General features: G+C 56.0%; 21 protein-coding genes. 12 read left to right on the top strand and 9 right to left on the bottom strand.

From position 1 onward, the window contains the following. The first annotated feature begins 8 nt into the window (after positions 1-8). Positions 9-1,421 (top strand): cell division protein FtsP, encoded by a 1,413-nt coding sequence (gene ftsP, locus V1587_RS21030; RefSeq protein ID WP_371897800.1) that lies wholly within the window; start codon positions 9-11, stop codon positions 1,419-1,421. Positions 1,422-1,552: 131 nt separating this feature from the next. After that, positions 1,553-3,724: a YgiQ family radical SAM protein gene (locus V1587_RS21025; RefSeq protein ID WP_371897801.1), complete on the top strand. Its 2,172-nt coding sequence runs from the start codon at positions 1,553-1,555 to the stop codon at positions 3,722-3,724. 84 nt (positions 3,725-3,808) lie between these two features. Here V1587_RS21025 and dkgA read toward each other — a convergent pair whose 3' ends face one another. Together dkgA and yqhD are read right to left on the bottom strand one after the other, a co-directional pair. After that, the gene (gene dkgA / locus V1587_RS21020) at positions 3,809-4,636 is read right to left on the bottom strand and encodes a 2,5-didehydrogluconate reductase DkgA (RefSeq protein ID WP_335244783.1); all 828 of its coding nucleotides are present in this window, start codon (positions 4,634-4,636) and stop codon (positions 3,809-3,811) included. Between the two features lie 105 nt (positions 4,637-4,741). After that, positions 4,742-5,905 carry an alcohol dehydrogenase gene (yqhD, locus tag V1587_RS21015; RefSeq protein ID WP_371897802.1) on the bottom strand — a complete coding sequence of 388 codons (1,164 nt, stop codon included), beginning with the start codon at positions 5,903-5,905 and terminating at the stop codon, positions 4,742-4,744. A gap of 194 nt (positions 5,906-6,099) precedes the next feature. Here yqhD and V1587_RS21010 point away from each other — a divergent pair, with 194 nt between their 5' ends. Continuing rightward, positions 6,100-6,999, top strand: coding sequence for an AraC family transcriptional regulator (locus tag V1587_RS21010; protein ID WP_115876279.1), 900 nt, complete (start codon positions 6,100-6,102; stop codon positions 6,997-6,999). A 48-nt stretch (positions 7,000-7,047) separates the two neighbouring features. On the opposite strand, the gene yghB is transcribed toward V1587_RS21010, so the two are convergent. Together yghB and metC are read right to left on the bottom strand one after the other, a co-directional pair. Then, positions 7,048-7,707 carry a DedA family general envelope maintenance protein YghB gene (gene yghB, locus V1587_RS21005; protein ID WP_024906512.1) on the bottom strand — a complete coding sequence of 220 codons (660 nt, stop codon included), beginning with the start codon at positions 7,705-7,707 and terminating at the stop codon, positions 7,048-7,050. 143 nt (positions 7,708-7,850) lie between these two features. Then, on the bottom strand, positions 7,851-9,038 hold the full coding sequence (metC, locus tag V1587_RS21000; RefSeq protein ID WP_371897803.1) for a cystathionine beta-lyase: 1,188 nt from the start codon (positions 9,036-9,038) through the stop codon (positions 7,851-7,853). Positions 9,039-9,289: 251 nt separating this feature from the next. Between metC and exbB the strand changes: the two genes are divergently transcribed. Then, positions 9,290-10,021: a tol-pal system-associated acyl-CoA thioesterase gene (exbB, locus tag V1587_RS20995; RefSeq protein ID WP_368525349.1), complete on the top strand. Its 732-nt coding sequence runs from the start codon at positions 9,290-9,292 to the stop codon at positions 10,019-10,021. A gap of 4 nt (positions 10,022-10,025) precedes the next feature. Further along, on the top strand, positions 10,026-10,451 hold the full coding sequence (exbD, locus tag V1587_RS20990) for a TonB system transport protein ExbD (protein ID WP_371897805.1): 426 nt from the start codon (positions 10,026-10,028) through the stop codon (positions 10,449-10,451). Positions 10,452-10,493: 42 nt separating this feature from the next. Here exbD and V1587_RS20985 read toward each other — a convergent pair whose 3' ends face one another. Together V1587_RS20985 and V1587_RS20980 are read right to left on the bottom strand one after the other, a co-directional pair. Next, the gene (locus V1587_RS20985) at positions 10,494-10,943 is read right to left on the bottom strand and encodes a cytoplasmic protein (protein ID WP_371897806.1); all 450 of its coding nucleotides are present in this window, start codon (positions 10,941-10,943) and stop codon (positions 10,494-10,496) included. Position 10,944: 1 nt separating this feature from the next. Continuing rightward, positions 10,945-11,349: a hypothetical protein gene (locus V1587_RS20980; protein ID WP_371897807.1), complete on the bottom strand. Its 405-nt coding sequence runs from the start codon at positions 11,347-11,349 to the stop codon at positions 10,945-10,947. A 103-nt stretch (positions 11,350-11,452) separates the two neighbouring features. On the opposite strand from V1587_RS20980, the gene V1587_RS20975 reads away from it, so the two are divergent. Both V1587_RS20975 and V1587_RS20970 read left to right on the top strand, forming a co-directional pair. Beyond that, complete coding sequence (locus V1587_RS20975) at positions 11,453-11,956, top strand: ESA_00282 family adhesion-associated protein (RefSeq protein WP_023309170.1); 504 nt, start codon at positions 11,453-11,455, stop codon at positions 11,954-11,956. Positions 11,957-12,037: 81 nt separating this feature from the next. Continuing rightward, positions 12,038-12,526 (top strand): TIGR00645 family protein, encoded by a 489-nt coding sequence (locus tag V1587_RS20970; protein ID WP_008499805.1) that lies wholly within the window; start codon positions 12,038-12,040, stop codon positions 12,524-12,526. A 111-nt stretch (positions 12,527-12,637) separates the two neighbouring features. Here the strand turns inward: V1587_RS20970 and V1587_RS20965 are convergent, their stop codons facing one another. Further along, positions 12,638-13,678: an aldo/keto reductase gene (locus tag V1587_RS20965; protein WP_371897808.1), complete on the bottom strand. Its 1,041-nt coding sequence runs from the start codon at positions 13,676-13,678 to the stop codon at positions 12,638-12,640. A gap of 218 nt (positions 13,679-13,896) precedes the next feature. On the opposite strand from V1587_RS20965, the gene V1587_RS20960 reads away from it, so the two are divergent. The 3 genes from V1587_RS20960 (at position 13,897) to V1587_RS20950 (ending at position 16,299) form a co-directional block, all read left to right on the top strand. Next, a complete protein-coding gene (locus V1587_RS20960) occupies positions 13,897-15,444 on the top strand; it encodes a methyl-accepting chemotaxis protein (RefSeq protein ID WP_371897809.1) in 1,548 nt (515 codons plus the stop codon). Positions 15,445-15,569: 125 nt separating this feature from the next. Then, entirely contained in the window at positions 15,570-15,824 is a 255-nt protein-coding gene (locus V1587_RS20955; protein WP_371897810.1) for a hypothetical protein, read from the top strand. Between the two features lie 202 nt (positions 15,825-16,026). Next, positions 16,027-16,299 carry a hypothetical protein gene (locus tag V1587_RS20950; RefSeq protein ID WP_371897811.1) on the top strand — a complete coding sequence of 91 codons (273 nt, stop codon included), beginning with the start codon at positions 16,027-16,029 and terminating at the stop codon, positions 16,297-16,299. A gap of 119 nt (positions 16,300-16,418) precedes the next feature. Here V1587_RS20950 and V1587_RS20945 read toward each other — a convergent pair whose 3' ends face one another. Together V1587_RS20945 and yghU are read right to left on the bottom strand one after the other, a co-directional pair. Further along, a complete protein-coding gene (locus tag V1587_RS20945) occupies positions 16,419-16,751 on the bottom strand; it encodes a glycine zipper domain-containing protein (protein WP_159514897.1) in 333 nt (110 codons plus the stop codon). Positions 16,752-16,909: 158 nt separating this feature from the next. Then, complete coding sequence (gene yghU / locus V1587_RS20940; protein ID WP_371897812.1) at positions 16,910-17,776, bottom strand: glutathione-dependent disulfide-bond oxidoreductase; 867 nt, start codon at positions 17,774-17,776, stop codon at positions 16,910-16,912. Between the two features lie 245 nt (positions 17,777-18,021). Here yghU and V1587_RS20935 point away from each other — a divergent pair, with 245 nt between their 5' ends. Continuing rightward, a complete protein-coding gene (locus V1587_RS20935; RefSeq protein WP_371897813.1) occupies positions 18,022-19,611 on the top strand; it encodes an ABC transporter substrate-binding protein in 1,590 nt (529 codons plus the stop codon). Between the two features lie 45 nt (positions 19,612-19,656). Next, positions 19,657-20,610, top strand: coding sequence for an ABC transporter permease (locus tag V1587_RS20930; RefSeq protein WP_371897814.1), 954 nt, complete (start codon positions 19,657-19,659; stop codon positions 20,608-20,610).

Raw genomic sequence — 20,610 nt, 5'->3', positions numbered from 1 at the left:
GAGCTTATATGTCACTCAGTCGGCGTCAGTTTATTCAGGCTTCGGGGATCGCCCTTTGTGCGGGTGCGATGCCGCTGACAGCCAGCGCCGCCGGGCAGCAACAGCCGCTGCCTATTCCGCCACTCATTGAATCCCGTCGCGGTCAGCCGCTTTTCCTGACGCTGCAGCGCAGCCACTGGTCCTTTACCCAGGGGACGCGCGCGCCCGTCTGGGGCATTAACGGACGTTATCTTGGGCCGACCATACGCGTGTGGAATGGTGATGACGTTAAGCTCATCTACAGTAACCGTACCCCTGAAAATGTCGCCATGACCATCAGCGGCTTACAGGTACCTGGCCCGTTAATCGGCGGCGCGGCGCGAATGATGTCGCCCAGCGCCGACTGGGCGCCCGTTCTGCCGATTCGCCAGAGCGCGGCAACCCTGTGGTATCACGCCAACACGCCTAACCGCACGGCGCAGCAGATCTATAACGGTCTGGCCGGAATGTGGCTGGTGGAAGATGAGGTCAGCAAATCTCTGCCGATCCCGAACCACTACGGCGTGGATGATTTCCCGATTATCATCCAGGACAAACGTCTGGATAATTTCGGGACGCCAGAATACAGCGAGCCGGGCAGCGGTGGTTTCGTCGGCGATACGCTGCTGGTTAATGGCGCGCAGAGCCCGTATGTCGAAGTGTCCCGTGGCTGGGTGCGCCTGCGTCTGCTCAACGCGTCTAACTCGCGCCGCTATCAGCTGCAGATGAGCGATGGCCGTCCGCTGCACGTGATCTCCGGCGATCAGGGTTTTTTACCGGCGCCGGTGTCCGTCAAACAGCTGGCGCTCTCGCCGGGCGAACGTCGCGAAGTGCTCATTGATATGACCAATGGGGATGAAGTGTCTGTCACCTGCGGTGAAGCGGCCAGCATTGTCGACCGTATTCGCGGGTTCTTTGAACCGTCGAGCATACTTGTCTCGACCCTGGTGCTGACCCTGCGTCCAACCGGTCTGCTGCCGCTGGTGACCGATAGCCTGCCAATGCGTCTGCTGCCGCAGGAGATCATGAGCGGCTCGCCGGTGCGCAGCCGTGATATCAGCCTGGGCGACGACCCGGGCATCAACGGCGCGCTGTGGGACGTCAACCGCATCGACATCACCGCGCAGCAGGGCACCTGGGAACGCTGGACGGTGCGTTCAGATATGCCACAGTCGTTCCATATTGAAGGGGTGTCATTCCTGATCCGCAACGTCAACGGCGCGATGCCGTTCCCGGAAGATCGCGGCTGGAAAGATACCGTCTGGGTGGACGGCCAGGTTGAACTGCTTGTCTATTACGGTCAGCCATCGTGGCCGCACTTCCCGTTCCTGTTCCACAGCCAGACGCTGGAGATGATGGACAGGGGCTCGGTAGGGCAGATGCTGGTCAATCCGGCATCGTAAATTGCTTTTCTCCCTCTCCCTGTGGGAGAGGGGTGGGGTGAGGGCAACAGCCCGCATAATACCCCTTCATTTCCCACAATGTTCCAGCGTATAATCCCCGCCCTTTTGTCTATTTTTTCTTCGGAAGCATTATGAGCGCAATTTCCCTGATCCAGCCGGATCGTGACCTCTTCTCCTGGCCCCAGTACTGGGCGGCCTGCTTTGGACCGGCGCCGTTCCTGCCGATGTCCCGTGAAGAGATGGACCAACTGGGCTGGGACAGCTGCGACATCATTTTGGTCACGGGCGATGCCTACGTTGACCATCCGAGCTTCGGCATGGCCATCTGTGGCCGTATGCTTGAAGCGCAGGGCTTCCGTGTGGGGATCATCTCCCAGCCTGACTGGAACAGCAAAGACGACTTTATGCGTCTGGGTAAACCCAACCTGTTCTTCGGCGTGACCGCAGGCAACATGGACTCGATGATCAACCGCTATACCGCCGACCGTAAGCTGCGCCATGACGACGCCTACACGCCGGATAACGTGGCGGGCAAACGTCCGGACCGCGCGACCCTCGTCTATACCCAGCGCTGCAAAGAAGCCTGGAAGGACGTGCCGGTGATCCTGGGCGGCATCGAGGCGAGCCTGCGCCGTACCGCGCACTACGATTACTGGTCTGATACCGTGCGCCGCTCGGTGCTGGTGGATTCCAAAGCCGATATGCTGATTTACGGAAACGGCGAGCGTCCGCTGGTGGAAGTGGCGCACCGTCTGTCGCAGGGCGAGCCGGTGAGCAGCATCCGCGACGTGCGCAATACCGCCATCATGGTAAAAGAGGCGCTACCGGGCTGGCGCGGCGTGGATTCCCGCATCATCGATATGCCGGGCAAAATCGACCCGATCCCGCACCCGTACGGCGACGATCTGCCGTGTGCCGATAACAAGCCGGTTGAGCCGAAAAAAGCTGAAGCGAAGGCTATCGTCGTGCAGCCGCCGCGCCCGAAGCCGTGGGAAAAGACCTACGTGCTGCTGCCGTCCTACGAGAAGGTGAAAGCCGACAAGGTCCTCTACGCGCATGCGTCCCGTATTCTGCACCATGAAACCAACCCGGGCTGCGCCCGCGCGCTGATGCAGAAGCACGGCGAGCGCTTTATCTGGATCAACCCGCCGGCGATCCCGCTCTCCACCGAAGAGATGGACAGCGTCTTTGCGCTGCCGTACAAGCGCGTGCCGCACCCGGCGTACGGCAACGCCCGTATCCCGGCGTATGAGATGATCCGCTTCTCGATCAACATTATGCGTGGCTGCTTCGGCGGCTGTTCCTTCTGCTCCATTACCGAGCACGAAGGCCGTATTATCCAGAGCCGTTCGGAAGATTCGATCATCAACGAGATCGAAGCGATTCGCGACACGGTGCCAGGCTTTACCGGCGTGATTTCCGATCTTGGTGGCCCAACCGCGAACATGTATATGCTGCGCTGCAAGTCGCCGCGCGCGGAGCAAACCTGCCGCCGTCTCTCCTGCGTCTATCCAAGCATTTGCGAACACATGGACACCAACCATGAGCCGACGATCAACCTCTACCGCCGCGCGCGTGACCTGAAAGGCGTCAAGAAGATCCTGATTGCCTCCGGGGTGCGTTACGACATCGCCGTGGAAGATCCGCGCTACATCAAAGAGCTGGCGACGCACCACGTCGGTGGCTATCTGAAGATTGCGCCGGAGCATACCGAAGAAGGCCCGCTGTCGAAGATGATGAAGCCGGGCATGGGCAGCTATGACCGCTTTAAAGAGCTGTTCGACACCTACTCCAAGCAGGCGGGCAAAGAGCAGTATCTGATCCCGTACTTCATCTCCGCCCATCCGGGCACGCGCGATGAGGACATGGTGAACCTGGCGCTGTGGCTGAAGCAGCGTCGCTTCCGTCTGGATCAGGTGCAGAACTTCTATCCGTCACCGCTCGCCAACTCGACGACCATGTATTACACCGGCAAGAACCCGCTGAGTAAGATTGGCTACAAGAGTGAAGAGGTGGTGGTGCCGAAAGGGGATAAACAGCGTCGTCTGCACAAGGCGCTGCTGCGTTACCACGACCCGAAAAACTGGCCGCTGATCCGCCAGGCGCTGGAAGAGATGGGTAAAAAACACCTGATCGGCTCGCGCCGCGACTGTCTTGTACCGGCTCCGACGCTGGATGAGATGCGCGAAGCGCGTCGCCAGAACCGCAATACGCGCCCGGCGCTGACCAAGCACACGCCGATTGTGCATCAGCGTTCGAACGGTAATTCGAGTGTTAAGAAGCCCGTGAAGCGTAAAGCGTAAATAAAAAACCCCGGCAAGCCGGGATTTTTTATGTCGACACGTAGGCCGGGTAAGGCGAAGCCGCCACCCGGCTTTTTTACGCGATCACCCGCCAAACTGATCCGGGTCCGGCCCTAAACGCTTGCCTTTATCCAGCTTCGCAATCTCGCCAAGCTCATCTTTGTCCAGACGGAAATCCCAGACGTCGAAATTCTCGGCGATGCGCGATGGCGTGACCGATTTCGGGATCACCACCAGGCCGTTGTCCAGATGCCAGCGAATGACGATCTGCGCCGGGGTTTTGCCGTATTTATCCGCCAGGTCGCGGATAATTTTCTGATCGAATACCCCTTCACCACCCTGAGCCAGCGGGCTCCAGGACTCGGTCTGGATTTTATGCGTGGCGTTCCAGGCGTGAAGCTGACGCTGCTGCATCAGCGGGTGGAGCTCGATCTGGTTAATGACAGGCGCGACGCCCGTCTCGTCAATCAGCCGCTGCAGGTGATGAACCTGGAAATTACAGACGCCGATACTTTTCACCAGCCCCTCTTTCTGCAGTTCAATCATCCCTTTCCAGGCATCAACGTAATGGTCGATGGCCGGAACCGGCCAGTGCATCAGATACAGGTCGACGAAATCGAGCTGGAGTTTCTCGAGGCTCTCCTGCAGGGCTTCGCGGGGACGCTTTTGATCGTCATTCCACAGTTTCGTGGTGATGAACAACTCATCGCGAGGGACACCGGCGCTGGCCAGTGCGGTACCCACGCCGTCCTCGTTTTTGTACGCGGCGGCGGTGTCAATCGACCGGTAGCCGACTTCCAGGGCTTTATGAATGGCGGAGACGACCTCGTCGTTACCGGCTTTCCATACACCTAGCCCCAGCTGGGGCATCACGTTGCCGTCCTGCAGCTTGATTACGGTTTGGTTTGCCATTTTTCCTCCTTCAGGTGCGCATCGCCGGAGGGAAACTCCGGCGATGGGGTGTGCATTAAGTCTGGACGAAATGTCAAAAAACGAAAGTCGGGGAGACAAAAACGCTTAGCGTGCCGCCTCGTAAATACGACGGCTGACGTCCAGGGTGATGTCGCCGTGCTCGCCCAGATGGGTCATGCCGTGCTCTTCGAGTTTCGCCAGCAGGGCAGGGATGGAGCTGCCGTCCAGGCCATAGCCTGACAGACGCGTTGGCACGCCCAGGCCTTCAAAGAAGCTGCGGGTCGCTTCGATGGCGGCATCAATGCGCGCATCGTCAGAACCCTCGGTAATGTTCCACACGCGCTCGGCGTACTGCAGCAGCTTGGCGCGTTTGGTGTCGCGTTTTTCGTTCCACAGCGCAGGCAGCACAACGGCCAGCGTTTGAGCATGGTCCAGGCCGTGCATCGCCGTCAGCTCGTGGCCCAGCATGTGGGTCGCCCAGTCCTGCGGCACGCCAGCGCCGATCAGGCCATTCAGCGCCTGTGTAGCCGCCCACATTACGTTGGCGCGAACGTCATAGTTTTCCGGCTCTTTCAGCGCTTTCGGACCCTCTTCGACGAGCGTCAGCAGAATGCCTTCCGCGAAGCGATCCTGAATTTTGGCATTCACCGGATACGTGACGTACTGCTCAACGGTATGTACAAAGGCATCGACCACGCCGTTCGCCACCTGACGCGCAGGCAGGGTGTAGGTGTAAACCGGATCCAGAATGGCGAACACAGGCTGAACGTGTTCGTTCATGAAGGCCTGCTTGTCACCGGTGGTTTTACGGGAGATCACCGCGCCCTTGTTGGATTCAGAACCGGTGGCCGGCAGGGTCAGCACGGAACCCATCGGGATAGCGCTTTTGATGTCGCTGCCGCGGGTTTCCAGGATGTGCCACGGATCGATGCCGTCAGCATAGTGCGCTGCCGCCGCGATGAATTTGGTACCGTCCAGCACCGAGCCGCCGCCGACCGCCAGCAGGAAGGTGATGTTTTCTTCACGGGCGATTTTTACCGCCTTCATCAGCGTTTCGTAGGACGGGTTTGGCTCAATGCCGCCGAACTCACGCACGTCCATACCGTCCAGCGCGCTGTAAACCTGATCCAGCACGCCGGTTTTTTTCACGCTGCCGCCACCGTAGGTGATCAGCACGCGGGCGTCAGCAGGGATCTGCGCGCGCAGATCGGCGATAGCGTCTTTACCAAACAGAATGCGGGTTGGGGTGTGGAGATTAAAGTTGTTCATTGCTCGTTCCCTTTAGTGGGTGAAAAACCGTGGTGCGCAGAGGGCGACCTGATGCTGCTCATTGTGGCGATCCGGGACCACGCCCTCAATGCACATTCCTGCCGATGTCTTGCCCATTTCTACAGAGCGCTGGAGAAAGCGCGGAAAACAACGCACACTGTCAACGTCGAAAACCGCACCCGGAGTAACGCAAGATGAACCGTGAGGCTATCTGCCAGCAGCTCACTGTACAGATTAAGAGATTGATAGATAATGAAAATCGTGCCAGCGACCTGCTGCCGGACATTCGCCTGCTCTATGGCACGCAGCCGGGGACGCGCACGCCGGTCATGTACCAGCCGGGCATCGTTTTTCTCTTTTCAGGCCATAAAATTGGCTATATCAACGAGCGCGTGTTCCGCTACGACACCAATGAATATCTGCTTCTGACGGTACCTTTACCCTTTGAATGTGAAACCTTCGCGACAGAGGCGGTTCCGCTGGCGGGTATTCGCGTCAACGTCGATATTCTTCAGCTGCAGGAACTGCTGATGGAGATTGGCGAAGATGAACTCTTCCAGCCTTCGATGGCGTCGAGCGGGATTAACTCGGCAACGCTGTCGGAAGAGATCCTCTGCGCCATCGAGCGTCTGCTGGACGTGATGGAGAGGCCGCTGGACGCGCGCATTCTGGGCAAGCAGATCGTCCGCGAAATTCTCTATCACGTGCTGCTGGGCCCGGGCGGCGGCGCGTTACTCGCTCTGGTGAGCCGACAGACCCACTTCAGCCTGATAAGCCGCGTGCTCAAGCGTATCGAAAGCCAGTACACGGAAAACCTCAGCGTCGACCAGCTGGCGGCGGAAGCGAACATGAGCGTCTCGGCGTTTCACCATAATTTTAAATCGGTGACCAGCACCTCGCCGCTGCAATACCTCAAAACCTACCGGCTGCATAAGGCGCGGATGCTGATGATCCACGATGGCATGAAGGCCAGCGCGGCGGCGATGCGGGTGGGCTATGAAAGTGCTTCGCAATTCAGTCGGGAGTTTAAGCGCTATTTCGGCGTTACGCCGGGAGAGGATGCGTCACGTATAAGAACCATGCAGGGCGCCTGACGGAAAACGTAGGCCGGGTAAGCGTTAGCGCCACCCGGCTTTGTTGAATTATGCGCTGCAGTACTTCTTCTTAATCACCACCGCGATGGTTCCCACCAGACCCGCCACCAGCAGGAACATCGGCAGCACCATCAGGAAAGTCATCACCTGATCTTCGTGATGTTTCACGAAGGGGATCATATTCAGCGCGTAGCCGAGCGTCGTCACCACGCCAACCCACAGCAGGGCGCTCAGCCAGTTGAAGAACTGGAAGCGGCGGTTCGACAGACCTGAAATGCCTGCCATCGTCGGCAGAAGGGTGCGAACGAACGCGAGGAAACGCCCGGCCAGCAGCGCCAGCAGGCCGTGCCGGTCAAACATGCAGGTCGCGCGCTGATGATATTTATGCGGCAGCTGCGCCAGCCAGCTTTTGACGACGCGCGTGTTCCCCAGCCAGCGGCCCTGCAGATAGCTCAGCCAGCAGCCCAGGCTGGCTGCTGAGGTCAGGATAACCATCGTTGGCGTGAAGTCCATGACGCCTTTCCCGATTAACGCCCCGGCAAGTAAAAGCAGGCTGTCACCGGGTAAAAACGAGGCTGGCAGTAATCCATTTTCCAGAAACAGAGTTGCGAACATCACGAAATAGACGATACCGACGACGTGAGGATCCGCCAGCGCGGCAAAATCGTGGTGCCAGAGCGCCGCGATAATATCTTGAATAACAGCCATGGACTTTCCTGTGGAACAGCAGATATAGCGCTATTGTACTCCCTTATTCGCCCGTCGGGTTTGATCCCGGGCGCAACTCATGCAGACTTTTCCGCTTGCGGTGTCCACAAAAGCGTCCAGGGAGTACATTTTCAGCCAGCACTCTACACGATACGCTCGAACCCTGCTGCTAAATCGGCAATCAGATCGTCAACATTTTCTAAACCAATATGCAGTCGTATCAGGGTTCCGCTGAAATCCACTTCACCGCCGGGGCGCAGGGCCGCAACCTGTTCCGGCTGGTTAGCCAGGATCAGGGATTCAAAACCGCCCCACGAGTAGGCCATGCTGAAGAGGATAAAATTATCCAGATAGCTTGCCAGCTCGTCGTTATTCAGCCGTTTTTTCAGCACGAACGAGAACAACCCGCTGCTGCCCGTAAAGTCACGCTGCCAGAACTCATGGCCTTTACTGCCGGGTAGAGCGGGATGATTTACGCGCTCAACCTGCGGATGCTGCGCCAGCCATTCGGCCACCGTCAGGCTGCTTTCATGGTGCTGACGCAGGCGAACGCCCAGCGTGCGGAGTCCGCGGCTGGTCATGTAGGCCGTGTCCGCGTCCACCATCTGACCCATCAGGTAGGCATTTTCACGCAGCCGATCCCAGCAGCGCGCGTTGGAGACCGCCGTGCCAATCATCCCGTCAGAGTGGCCAATCAGGTACTTCGTCGCCGCCTGAATCGAGATATCAATGTCGAAGTCCAGCGCTTTAAACAGCACGCCTGCCGCCCAGGTGTTGTCGATCATAACGATCGCCTCTGGCGCTTTGCTGCGCACGGCCTTCACGATAGCCGGCACGTCGTGAACTTCCATGGTGAGCGACCCCGGCGATTCCAGGAACACAATGCGCGTGTTTGGCTGAATAAGTTCGGCAATACCTTCACCAATCAGCGGGTCGAACCAGCCGGTCGTCACGCCGAGCTTGCTGAGGATTTTGGTGCAGAAGTCCTGGCTGGGTTCATAGGCGGTGTTGGTCATCAGGATATGGTCGCCCTGTTCCACAAACGCCAGAATCGTGTTGGCGACCGCCGCCGCCCCGCAAGGGAATAGCGCGCAGCCTGCGCCGCCTTCCAGCTCGCACATCGCTTCCTGCAGAGAAAAATGGGTTAGCGTGCCGCGACGGCCATAAAATAGCCCGCCATTTGCGCGGTTGCGCGTGGCGATTTTTTTCTCCTCAACGGTGTCAAACACCAGCGAGGAGGCGCGTTGAATCACGCTGTTGACCGATCCCTGAGTATATTTTTTGCTGCGTCCTGCCTGTACCAGCGTGGTATCAAGATGCTTCTTTGTCATGTTCGCTAACCCTGTTTTTATACGTCTGGACGTCCAGACTACCACGATTGGAAAAAACTGCACCCGCAGGCTTATCGAATAAGCAGAAAATTTTATCAAAAATTCGCATAAGAAATTTTTACTGCGTAAGCGCAAGGAAAGTGAGCGAAAATTACGGCACCATGCAAATACTAATGAGAACTACTATCAATTCGACGACGTTTTGATATTATTACGCTCAGATTTTGTGATTTGCGTCCTGGAGATACAGAGTGGGTAATAATTTGATGCAGACGGATCTCTCCGTTTGGGGCATGTATCATCATGCTGACATCGTGGTTAAGATTGTGATGATCGGCCTGATTCTGGCGTCCGTTGTCACCTGGGCTATCTTCTTCAGTAAAAGCGCCGAGCTGCTTTCGCAGAAGCGTCGCCTTAAGCGGGAACAGCAGCAGCTGGCTGAAGCCCGTTCTCTGGATCAGGCTTCGGATATGACCTCATCCTTCCATGCCAAAAGCCTGACCACCCTGCTGGTGAATGAAGCGCAGAACGAGCTTGAACTCTCCGCTGGCAGTGAAGATAACGAAGGTATCAAAGAGCGTACCGGTTTCCGCCTGGAGCGTCGCGTTGCGGCCGTTGGCCGACACATGGGACGCGGCAATGGTTATCTGGCGACCATCGGGGCGATCTCACCGTTCATCGGTCTTTTCGGAACGGTCTGGGGCATCATGAACAGCTTTATCGGTATCGCGCAGACCCAAACCACTAACCTGGCGGTTGTGGCGCCGGGCATCGCAGAAGCGCTGCTGGCGACGGCGATTGGTCTGGTTGCCGCGATTCCTGCGGTGGTTATCTATAATATCTTCGCGCGTATGATTGGCAGCTACAAAGCCACGCTGGGTGACGTTGCCGCGCAGGTTCTGCTGCTGCAAAGCCGCGATCTCGACCTGAATGCCAGCTCGGTTAAGCCGGTGCATGCGGCGTCTAAACTGCGCGCAGGTTGATAGTATGGCGATGCGTCTTAACGAAAATCTGGACGATAACGGCGAAATGCATGAGATCAACGTGACGCCGTTTATCGACGTCATGCTGGTTCTGCTGATTATCTTCATGGTGGCTGCGCCGCTGGCGACGGTGGATGTGAAGGTAAATCTGCCGGCATCTTCCAGCCAGCCCCAGCCGCGCCCGGAGAAGCCTGTCTACCTGTCGGTGAAGGCGGATAAAACCATGTTCCTTGGGAACGACCCGGTGACGGCCGACTCGGTCATCCCGGCGCTGGAGCAGCTTACCGGCGGCAAGAAAGACACCACGGTCTTCTTCCGTGCGGATAAAACCGTTGATTATGAAACCATGATGAAGGTAATGGACACGCTGCATCAGGCGGGTTACCTGAAGATTGGACTGGTCGGCGAAGAGAAAGCGGCCTCGAAGTGATAAAGAAGCTGGCGAAAGCCGGCTTTTTTTATGCCTGTCAGTTTATGCGTTTTTGTTATCTGTCGGTGAAGTCGAAGGGGGGGCCAGCGCATCCTCATCCAGCGCCACGCAGGTGACGTTTGAGGTACGGTACTCACCGTCTGACAGCTTGCGCGTCAGACGCAGGGTGGCGATTTCTCTGGCAAGCAGATACTGATAATTGGCCTCGAGGCGCCCCAGAAGCTTCTCTTTCAGCTCAGGACGCTCTTCAATGATGGCATTCATCACGGCGCCGTAAATTTCTTCTTTGACCTGCAGCGGATAAATTTCACGGCGATTGTGCCATTTCAGCCGAACCAGCGTCGCCGGGATCGACACCAGGTCTTGTGTAATACGCGTCATCTCGTCATTTTTTGTGTTTCTTAGCGCGTCGAGATTTTGCTTTAAGATAAATTCATCACTTTTTTTATCATCTAAAGTCAAATAAACGTCGTTATTTTTAACTTCTTTCACGTTAATCTTCCCCCAGGCTATAAAAAATTGGGTTGTTTTTTTCGCGCGTAATTAAGTTAAGCCAAATTTCATTGCCCGCTTCATTAATTTTTTCGGTTTTCTCGGCCAATATTTGACTTAGTTTCTGGGCATCTATTTCACCCTCGGCCTGCAGGTCATTCAACAGGTGGACAAAGGCTTCAATTTTTATGGCGCGAAATAAGCGCTCTTTTATATGGCGGTCGTGCTCTTCCAGCAACATATTTCGGGATTTGCCAGTTCGGGAAACACCAATTAATATATCGGGCTCGAAATCAGAGAGCTTTCTTTTCCCCTGAGTGAAACTGGCCTCTTTTTCTGCTTCCGTCGGTTGCTGTTCCACAGGCGTAATGTGGTACTTAGCCGGGACGAGATAGTCGGGCAGCATTTTTAATTTCCTTTAATTTCAACAGGGTGGGGTTGGTAAAGGCGTGAGATTCGTTGACAATATCATGAGGCAAATTTAAAATCAAAAAAAATGGAGCCTACCCATGAACAGCATCTTTTTTACGGTCATCACATTACTATTACTGACCGCTGGTGTGCTTTTATTGATGCAGGAGTTCAATAAAACGAAAGTGTCGAAAGACACCAGTGAACCCCCGCAACCTGAACTGATGACAAAAGAGGAAGGTGAAGACCATTTCTCTGTATTGATGAACTCCGTTACGCCTGTCTGGTACTGGCGGGTGAACCACGAATATATCGACTTTTTACACGCGACAATTAAGCGCATGAAAATGTCGGAAATTAATGATACGCCTGGACTGTTTGAGGCGCAGCGTCGCTGTAGCGATCTGAATTCAGCAGTCTATAAATATTATGACAATATCAAAAAGCGCTGTCTTAACGGCGAGAAGGTCTCTTATTCCGATCTGGACGTATTAAATTTGCGTCAGTGTTTCCGCGAATTCAGCCTGGAAGCTTATCCTGAGCTGGTGGCGCTTGTCTGGCCGGAGTACGCACGTCCCGAGGTTAACCCGGACAACGTCTGAGTGACGTACCGTTGAGTTATTGCAAACAGCCAGTGCCGTTGAGATATACTGGGCGCTGGTTTCTTTTGCAAACAGGACTTTATGGAACGCTTTTTTGAAAATGCCATGTACGCCTCCCGCTGGATACTGGCTCCCGTCTATTTTGGCCTCTCGCTGGCACTTATCGCGCTGACGATTAAGTTCTTTCAGGAAATCCTGCACGTTCTGCCGAATATCTTTTCCATTGCCGAAGCGGATTTGATTTTGGTTCTGCTGTCGCTGGTGGATATGACCCTGGTGGGCGGGCTGCTGGTGATGGTGATGTTCTCCGGCTACGAGAATTTTGTCTCCCAGCTTGATATCGACGAGCGTAAAGAGAAGCTCAGCTGGCTGGGCAAAATGGATGCCTCGTCGCTGAAGAATAAAGTGGCCGCGTCGATTGTGGCGATCTCCTCTATCCATCTGTTACGCGTGTTTATGGACGCAAAGAACGTGCCGGATAACAAACTGATGTGGTACGTCATCATCCACCTGACTTTTGTGCTGTCAGCGTTTGTGATGGGTTATCTGGATAAGATCAGTAAGAAGTGAAGTAAACCTTTCCCCTCACCCTAACCCTCTCCCCAGAGGGGAGAGGGGACTGCTCGGTGCGGCCTTTCGCCCTCTCCCCTTTGGGGTGAGGAGCAAGGGCATCAGCCCGCACTATTTATCCGAAGACGCCTGCCACAAATTCAACTCCCCATCCGCAACATGCTGGTCAATCCGCTTGAGCTCGTCCTCCGTAAAGCGCAGGTTTTCCAGCGCCTGAACGTTCTCTTCCAGCTGTTCCGGGCGGCTTGCGCCAATCAGCACGGAAGTCACGCGCGCATCTTTCAGCAGCCAGCTTAGCGCCATCTGCGCCATAGTCTGACCGCGCGCCTGGGCCATTTCACTCAGCAAACGCAGGCTGTTCAGGTTGGCTTCGGTCAGCATTTTTTCGTTCAGACCGCGGACTTTCTTGCCTTCACGCTGCATACGTGAATCTTCAGGAATACCGTTCAGGTATTTTCCTGTCAGCAGCCCCTGTGCCAGCGGGGTGAAGGCAATACACCCCGTACCGTTTGCTTCCAGGGCATCCAGCAAGCCGGTCTTATCGACCCAGCGGTTAAGCAGGTTATAGGACGGCTGGTGGATCAGCAGGGGGATCTTCCACTCGCGCAGCAGCTCGGCCATTTTTTGTGTGCGCTCTGTTGAGTAAGAGGAAATGCCCACATACAGCGCTTTTCCGCTCTGCACGGCATGGGCCAGCGCAGAGGCCGTCTCTTCCATCGGCGTGTTTTCATCCACGCGGTGGGAATAGAAAATATCCACATACTCGACGCCCAGACGCTTCAGGCTCTGGTCGAGGCTGGCGAGCAGATATTTGCGTGAACCACCCGAACCGTAAGGCCCCGGCCACATGTCGTAACCCGCCTTGGTGGAGATAATCAGCTCGTCGCGGTACGCGGCAAAATCCTCCCGCAGCAGGCGGCCAAAATTCTCTTCCGCGCTACCCGGCGGTGGTCCGTAGTTATTGGCGAGATCGAAATGGGTGATGCCGAGGTCGAAGGCTTTTCGCAGCAGCGCGCGCTGGGCATCAAGAGGCTGGACGTGGCCGAAGCTATGCCACAGCCCCAGCGACAGCGCGGGCAGGCGCAGGCCACTTTTGCCGCAATAACGGTATTGCATATTCTCATAGCGGCCGGGGTAAGGGTGCCAGGACATGATGTCTCCTTTCTTATCGATAAATTTTTGAAACAACGTTTTCATTCTGAACTTATCACATCACTAAGCGCGAAGATAATGGTTAACGGCGGCTGTGCGACTAGTGAAGCCACGCTAATTAAAAATGATCACAAAACGTTATAATTTCCCTCTTTCCTGCCGATAACGAGAGTAGTACTCGCCTCTGGGCGAACTCACCCTCACGGCAAGGAAGACTTATGAATATGCTCCGTAATTTCACGATCCGTTTCGTCATGCTGGCGATTCTCGGGATCTTTTGTTTAATGTGGGCGGGCGTTGGCTTGTACAGCACCTGGTCCCTTTCTCGCGTTTCAGATGGCAATGAAGTCGATCGCCAGCTGGTTAAACAGATGACGGTGCTCAGCCAGGGCAACGATCAGTATTTCCGCTTTGTGACCCGTTTGAGCCGCGCAATGGAAGTCAAAGCCGCAGGCGGCACGCCGGATTTAGCCTCTGCCCAGCAGGCGCTGGATAACATGGGCAAGAAGCTGGCCGAGATGAAAGCGATCTCACCAGGCCCAATGGATCAGCAGATCTCTTCCCGGGTGATCGGCACCTGGCAGGCGCTGCTCGAACAGGGCGTAACGCCGCAAATGCAGCAGGCGAAGCTGGGCGCGCTGGACGGCTATCGCCAGCAGGCCAACAACGTCACGCCACCGCTGAGCCGCGCGTTCGGTGCGGCGGCTGAAGAGTTCAACAATGCCGCCGCGAAGTCGCTCGACAGTACTCGCGTGGTGGTGGACGGCCTGACAAGCATGACCCGCACGGTGATTATCGTCGCCACGATAATCGGCCTGCTGATCCTGCTCTTCACCGACCGCTACCTGGTAGCGATGCTGGTCAAACCGCTGGACCGCATTCGCCAGCAGTTCCGCCAGATTGCCCAGGGCGATCTCAGCCAGCCCATTGAGCCGTTCGGCCGCAACTGCGTGGGCCAGCTGGTGCCGCTGCTGAGCGTCATGCAGGACAGCCTGCGCGAAGCGGTCAGCACGATTCGCTCCGGCAGTGAAAATATCTGGCGCGGCGCGACGGAAATCTCCAGCGGTAACAACGATCTCTCTTCCCGTACCGAAGAGCAGGCGGCTGCGCTGGAAGAGACGGCAGCCAGCATGGAACAGCTAACCGCCACGGTGAAACTGAACGCGGAAAGCGCGCGTCAGGCCAGCCAGCTGGCCGATGTGGCCTCAACCACCGCCAGCCGCGGCGGCTCGCTGGTGGAAGAGGTGGTGACCACCATGAGCGGGATTTCGGAAAGCTCGAAGAAAATTGCTGAAATCACCAACGTGATCAACAGCATTGCCTTCCAGACCAATATCCTGGCACTCAATGCGGCGGTTGAAGCGGCGCGCGCGGGTGAACAGGGGCGTGGTTTCGCGGTAGTAGCAGGCGAAGTTCGCAACCTGGCAAGCCGCAGCGCCAACGCGGCTAAAGAGATTGAGGGGCTGATTACCGATTCCGTTTCCCGCGTCGAGCAGGGGGCGAAGCTGGTGGGCGATACCGGCACCACAATGGATGCGATTTTGCGGGACGTGACGGAAGTGACGACCATCATGAAGCAAATTGCCTCTGCCTCTGAGGAGCAAAGCAAGGGCATTTCGCAGGTCGGGATTGCCATTACCCAGATGGACGGCGTTACGCAGCAAAACGCCTCGCTGGTGGAGGAAGTTTCCGCGGCGGCGGCGGCGCTGGAGCGTCAGACCGAAGATCTTCAGCGCTCGGTGCAGAAGTTCCGCCTGACGGCATAACGCAACGTGATAAGGCCGCCTTGTGCGGCCTTATATTATTAATGCCTTCCTCATTCAGCGGCGCTGAAACTGCTATTCTTTTGCTAACCCCTGACGTTCTGGGCTCTCTTCTACGAGGTGTTGCTATGAACAGATCGTTATCTTTTATCCCTGTCCTTTCTCTCATTTTTCTGACGCTTTTCTCGGTTTCCGCCAGTGCGAACCAGCAGGCGCAGGAACGGCGCGTAGCGCGTGATGTCAGGCAGGATACCCGCGACGCGTCGCGGCAGGTGAAGCAGACCTGCGTTGCGAACAATAACCAGAGTAATCACGACTGCCGTCAGGACAAGCGCCATATGAAACAGTCCGGCAGACAAAAAGCGCGAGATATTAAGTATTAACATAACAGGTGAGGCGGCACGCAAGCCTATTTCTTGCCGCCTTTTAAAAAAACGTAAGTCAATATTTTTTAAATATTAAATTATTGGCTTGTAACAATATATTTGGCATTTCATGCACATTCCAGAACATGAAAATTAATATTGTTTTAAGATTCAGTCGACATAATGAATTATCTTCTTGATACCGGAAATAATTCAATTTATGAAAAACCGTATTATTTTATTTGCTGCCCTGGCAGGTTTGGCCGTGGTCAATACAGCGATGGCCCAGAGCGTCACGGTCGATGTCCCTTCCGGGTATAAGGTCGTGATTGTTCCGCAGTCAGCCACGGTTCCTGGGGCGGTAAGCGTTGCGCCTGCACCTGCACAAACAACATATGCCTCCTCTGCACCGGTCTATCATCCGCGTGCACGCCATGTAGCGAGCGTGGCGGAAGGGATGGTGATTGAGCATCAGTATGACGATCATCATTGATGTATTCCGGGTGAAGTTTCTGACAATAAGTTGATGGCAAATAGTAGTGATTGGGGGTGGTGGATTATTACTGAACAGCAATGAGGCCGGGCACGCGCTGCGACGCCCGGCGAAGTGTATCAGTGTGTCGCTTCACCAATCAGCGCGCCTGAACCGGCACCAACGGCTGCACCTTTCAGCACGCTCTTGCCGGTAACCGCCGCAGCACCTGCGCCCACGGCAGCCCCTACGGCGCCGCCTTTACGCGCGGCTTTACCTTTTTCGCCGTTTTTGAACATGGCACCGGTGCCTGCACCCACGACGGCACCGCCAACGGTCGATTTCAGATCTTTGCCCGTCGCCGCACCAATGGCAGCGCCTGCTACCGCGCCAGCGGCGGTTTTGTCGATGGCCATTCCCGAGGTGGAAAAAATAAGGGCGCTGATAACCAGCGTTGTTTTAATAAGTTTCATAACAGATCCTTTGTGACTGCTGTTGGTTGGTACGTTGCTTCTCACTCTGAGGTGAGAAAAACGCACAGATAGTGCCAGCAATACCGGCTCAACCTTTAGGCCAATCATGCCCTGAGCAAAGATCTCTGTGGCCGGGCGGTGAACCGCCCGGCAGAACATTACGCCTGACGCTTATCTTCCGTATTGGTCTCGAAATCGCTCGCCGCGTGGCGTTCGTGAAGCTGCTCGTTCAGCTCGCCGCTGGTGCGGTTAACGATACGTCCGCGCTTAACGGCATGGCGATTCGCCACGTCTTTCGCCCAGCGCTGGACGTTGGTGTACTTCCCGGCGTCGAGAAACTCGGCGGCGTTGTACACGCTGCCCAGCGCCACGCAGCCGAACCACGGCCAGATGGCGATATCCGCGATGGTGTACTCCTCACCCGCCACGTAGCGACCGCGCGCCAGCTGTTTATCCAGCACGTCGAACAGGCGTTTGGCTTCCATGGTGAAGCGGTCAATCGCGTACTCGATTTTCACCGGGGCATAGTTGTAGAAGTGGCCAAAACCGCCGCCGAGGAACGGCGCCGCGCCCTGCAGCCAGAACAGCCAGTTCAGCGTCTCGGTACGTCCCGCCGGATCTTTCGGCAGGAAGTGGCCGAACTTCTCTGCCAGATAAAGCAGAATATTGCCGGATTCAAAGACGCGCGTTGGCGGGTTCGTGGAGTGGTCACGAAGCGCCGGTATTTTCGAGTTCGGGTTCACCTCAACAAATCCGCTGGAGAACTGATCGCCCTCGCCGATGCGGATCAACCAGGCGTCATACTCCGCGCCCGTCACGCCCAGCGCCAGCAGCTCTTCGAGCATAATCGTCACTTTCTGGCCGTTCGGTGTCCCCAGAGAGTAGAGCTGCAGCGGGTGCGAACCGACAGGAAGATCTTTCTCATGGGTTGCGCCGGAAATGGGGCGGTTGATGTTGGCGAACGCGCCGCCGTTGTTCTTTTTCCATTCCCACACTTTTGGTGGCTGATACGTGTTGTCTGACATGTTGGCCTGCCTTTTGAGTGATGTGTTGAGGCAGTGTAGCAGGAGATTTGTGAAGCGTTTAACGAACTGAGCGTAATCGATCTGCCGCTATTCCTTCCGGCGCTTATATATATCAAATCCGGCATAAGCTTAATCGAAAATCGCATTTTCATAATTAATGCGTTAACCGATAAAGCTGCATATGATGCTTCAACATAAATAAAAGATGCAGTAATAAACACTTTATAAGGCAAGGAGTTAGTGAGATGCGCAAGCTTCTGTTATCGGCAGTGGTCGTTTCGCTCGCGTTAGGCCTGGCGGGCTGTGATGATGCGAAAAATAAAGAGACAAATACGCCCTCAGCGGCAAAAAGCGACGCGCCAAAAGAGGGCGGTTCGCTAATTATTGGAATTACCTCTGGCGACCCGTTAGCCGTTAATCCGCTCTATGCCAGCGACCGCACAACGTTAACCATCATGCAGGCGCTGTATGCTCCCCTGTATAGCTTCAACAACGGCAAGATCGAATGGGGCCTGGCGGAAAGCCTGACGCCCTCCGCCGACAACCTGAGCTATACCCTGACGTTAAAACCCAACCTGAAATGGCAGGACGGCCAGCCGCTGACGGCGGACGACGTGGTCTTTACGTTCAATAAGCTGCTGGATGCCAAACAGCACAGCTTCTTCCGCAGCATGTTTACCTACGGCGATAAGCCGGTACAGGTTAGCAAGGTTGACGACCGCACCGTTAAGTTCACCTTACCGCAGGTCAGCGCGGCCTTTACCGGCACCCTGGTTCAGATCTACCCGATTCCGCAGCACGTGTTCGCCGGTGAAGGCGACCTGGAAAAGAGCAGCAAAAACGATGCACCGGTAGGCTCCGGGCCGTTCAAATTTAAAGAGTACCGCGCCGGGCAGTACTACGCCCTGACACGTTTTGACGATTACTGGAACGGCAAAGCGAAGCTTGATTCGGTCACCTACCGTTTCGCCAAAGACAGCAACGCCGCCAACCTTGCGCTGCAAAACGGGGAAATCAACCTCAAGATGGTTGATCCGCAGGATGTGAACCGCCTGAAAAATACCGGTAAGTTTGACTTCGTGGTCTATCCGGAAGGCCGTCTGGCCTATATGACGTTCAACCAGAACGTGCCGGTGATGAAGAGCAAAGAACTGCGTCAGGCCATTGCTTATGCCATCAACAAAGACGAACTAACCCAGACCGCGTTTACCTCGCTGGACTATGCTAAACCGGCAACGTCCTTCCTGACGCCCGATACGCTTTACAAGACGGATGACGTTGAACAGTACAAATTCGATCTGCAAAAAGCCAAAGATCTGCTGAAGAGCTCCGGCGCGCCGGACAACCTCAAGCTGCGCCTGGCGTATGTGAACACCAACAAAACCCAGGAGAGCATGGCGCTCTATATTGAGCAGGCGCTGAAGGGTATCGGAGTGAACGTGGAGCTGATGCCGCTGGACTCCAACGCCATGTCTCAGCGCAGCCTCGATATGAACAACACCGCGTGGGAGCTGAACCTGGGTGGCTACATCATGGGCTCCGAGCCGGACGGCTACAAATCGCTGTTCATGAGCAACGAAGCCTATAACTACGCGCACTACAAAAATCCGCAGTTTGATGCCCTGTGGGATAAAGGCGCCGTGGAAACCGACGCCGCGAAACGTGCCGATATCTACAAGCAAATTCAGCAGACCGTGGCGAACGACATGACCTACTACCCGATTGCCTACACCAATGCGACCGTCGCGGTGGACAAGCGTTTTGGCGGCACCGAGGAGGCAGAGCCGAAACCGGTCTATCTGTTCCAGGATCTGTCAAAAATCTATCAGAAATAAGTAATTGCCCCGGCCGTCAGGTCGGGGATTTTGTAAGGGCATGTCGTGAACACACTTCTCACGCGTCGGCTGCTGCAGCTGCTGCCGATGCTGTTCTTTATTTCACTGGTGGCGTTTTTGCTGGTCAAGCTCGCGCCCGGCGATCCGGTGGCGGCGTACATTACGCCGCGCATGGCCCCGGAAGATATCGAACGTATTCGCCAGAGCCTGGGGCTGGATAAGCCCCTGGTTACGCAGTACGTCCTGTGGCTGAAAAACGTCCTGCAGGGCGATCTCGGCTATTCGCTGATCTACCACCGCCCGGTGCTGGAGATGATCGGCGAACGCATTCCGGCCACGCTGGGGCTGATGGGCGCGTCGCTGCTGATGGCGATCGTGCTGGCGATCCCGCTGGGCCTGCTGGCGGGGGCATTTAAGCACCGCTGGCTGGATCACGTGCTGAACCTTTTCGCCTATATTGGCATCTCGGTACCGATTTTCTGGTTCGGCATTCTGCTTATCACCGTTTTTGCCGTGCAGCTTAACTGGTTTCCCAGCATGGGGATGCGCACCATCGGCATGGAAGATAATGCGCTGGACGTGCTGCGTCACGGCGTGCTGCCGTGTATTGCCCTCACGTTCTACAACCTCTCCAGCTACGTGCGCTACATCCGCTCCAACACCATCTCGCAGCTCTCGGCCGACTACGTGCAGACCCAGCTGGCTTACGGCGCCACGCGTTCCAGCATTCTGTTTCGCCACGTGCTGAAAAACGTGCTGCTGCCGGTGATTACCCTGTTCGGGCTGTCGTTCGGTGAGCTGATTGTGGGGGCCTATGTGACGGAAAGCGTCTTCTCCTGGCCGGGGATGGGGCTGCTCGGGATCCAGTCGATCGCCTCGCTGGACTACCCGCTGATCATGGCGATCATCATGCTCTCGTCGATGATGCTGATCGTCGGTAACCTGATCGCCGATGTGCTTTATCGCTTCGCCGATCCCCGCATTCGTACGCTGAGGTAA

The organism is Enterobacter sp. ECC-249, from assembly GCF_043965265.1.
GTDB lineage: Bacteria > Pseudomonadota > Gammaproteobacteria > Enterobacterales > Enterobacteriaceae > Enterobacter > Enterobacter quasiroggenkampii.
This window is presented reverse-complemented; position numbering and strand designations above follow the sequence as displayed.

Coding starts and splice junctions, on each gene's coding strand:
- exbD (WP_371897805.1), top strand. CDS start 10,026: ATGGCGATGCGTCTTAACGAAAATCTGGACGATAACGGCGAAATGCAT.
- V1587_RS20950 (WP_371897811.1), top strand. CDS start 16,027: ATGAAAAACCGTATTATTTTATTTGCTGCCCTGGCAGGTTTGGCCGTG.
- V1587_RS20965 (WP_371897808.1), bottom strand. CDS start 13,678: ATGTCCTGGCACCCTTACCCCGGCCGCTATGAGAATATGCAATACCGT.
- V1587_RS20935 (WP_371897813.1), top strand. CDS start 18,022: ATGCGCAAGCTTCTGTTATCGGCAGTGGTCGTTTCGCTCGCGTTAGGC.
- V1587_RS20960 (WP_371897809.1), top strand. CDS start 13,897: ATGAATATGCTCCGTAATTTCACGATCCGTTTCGTCATGCTGGCGATT.
- dkgA (WP_335244783.1), bottom strand. CDS start 4,636: ATGGCAAACCAAACCGTAATCAAGCTGCAGGACGGCAACGTGATGCCC.
- metC (WP_371897803.1), bottom strand. CDS start 9,038: ATGACAAAGAAGCATCTTGATACCACGCTGGTACAGGCAGGACGCAGC.
- V1587_RS20955 (WP_371897810.1), top strand. CDS start 15,570: ATGAACAGATCGTTATCTTTTATCCCTGTCCTTTCTCTCATTTTTCTG.
- yghU (WP_371897812.1), bottom strand. CDS start 17,776: ATGTCAGACAACACGTATCAGCCACCAAAAGTGTGGGAATGGAAAAAG.
- V1587_RS21025 (WP_371897801.1), top strand. CDS start 1,553: ATGAGCGCAATTTCCCTGATCCAGCCGGATCGTGACCTCTTCTCCTGG.
- yqhD (WP_371897802.1), bottom strand. CDS start 5,905: ATGAACAACTTTAATCTCCACACCCCAACCCGCATTCTGTTTGGTAAA.
- V1587_RS21010 (WP_115876279.1), top strand. CDS start 6,100: ATGAACCGTGAGGCTATCTGCCAGCAGCTCACTGTACAGATTAAGAGA.
- yghB (WP_024906512.1), bottom strand. CDS start 7,707: ATGGCTGTTATTCAAGATATTATCGCGGCGCTCTGGCACCACGATTTT.
- ftsP (WP_371897800.1), top strand. CDS start 9: ATGTCACTCAGTCGGCGTCAGTTTATTCAGGCTTCGGGGATCGCCCTT.
- V1587_RS20980 (WP_371897807.1), bottom strand. CDS start 11,349: ATGCTGCCCGACTATCTCGTCCCGGCTAAGTACCACATTACGCCTGTG.
- V1587_RS20970 (WP_008499805.1), top strand. CDS start 12,038: ATGGAACGCTTTTTTGAAAATGCCATGTACGCCTCCCGCTGGATACTG.
- V1587_RS20975 (WP_023309170.1), top strand. CDS start 11,453: ATGAACAGCATCTTTTTTACGGTCATCACATTACTATTACTGACCGCT.
- V1587_RS20945 (WP_159514897.1), bottom strand. CDS start 16,751: ATGAAACTTATTAAAACAACGCTGGTTATCAGCGCCCTTATTTTTTCC.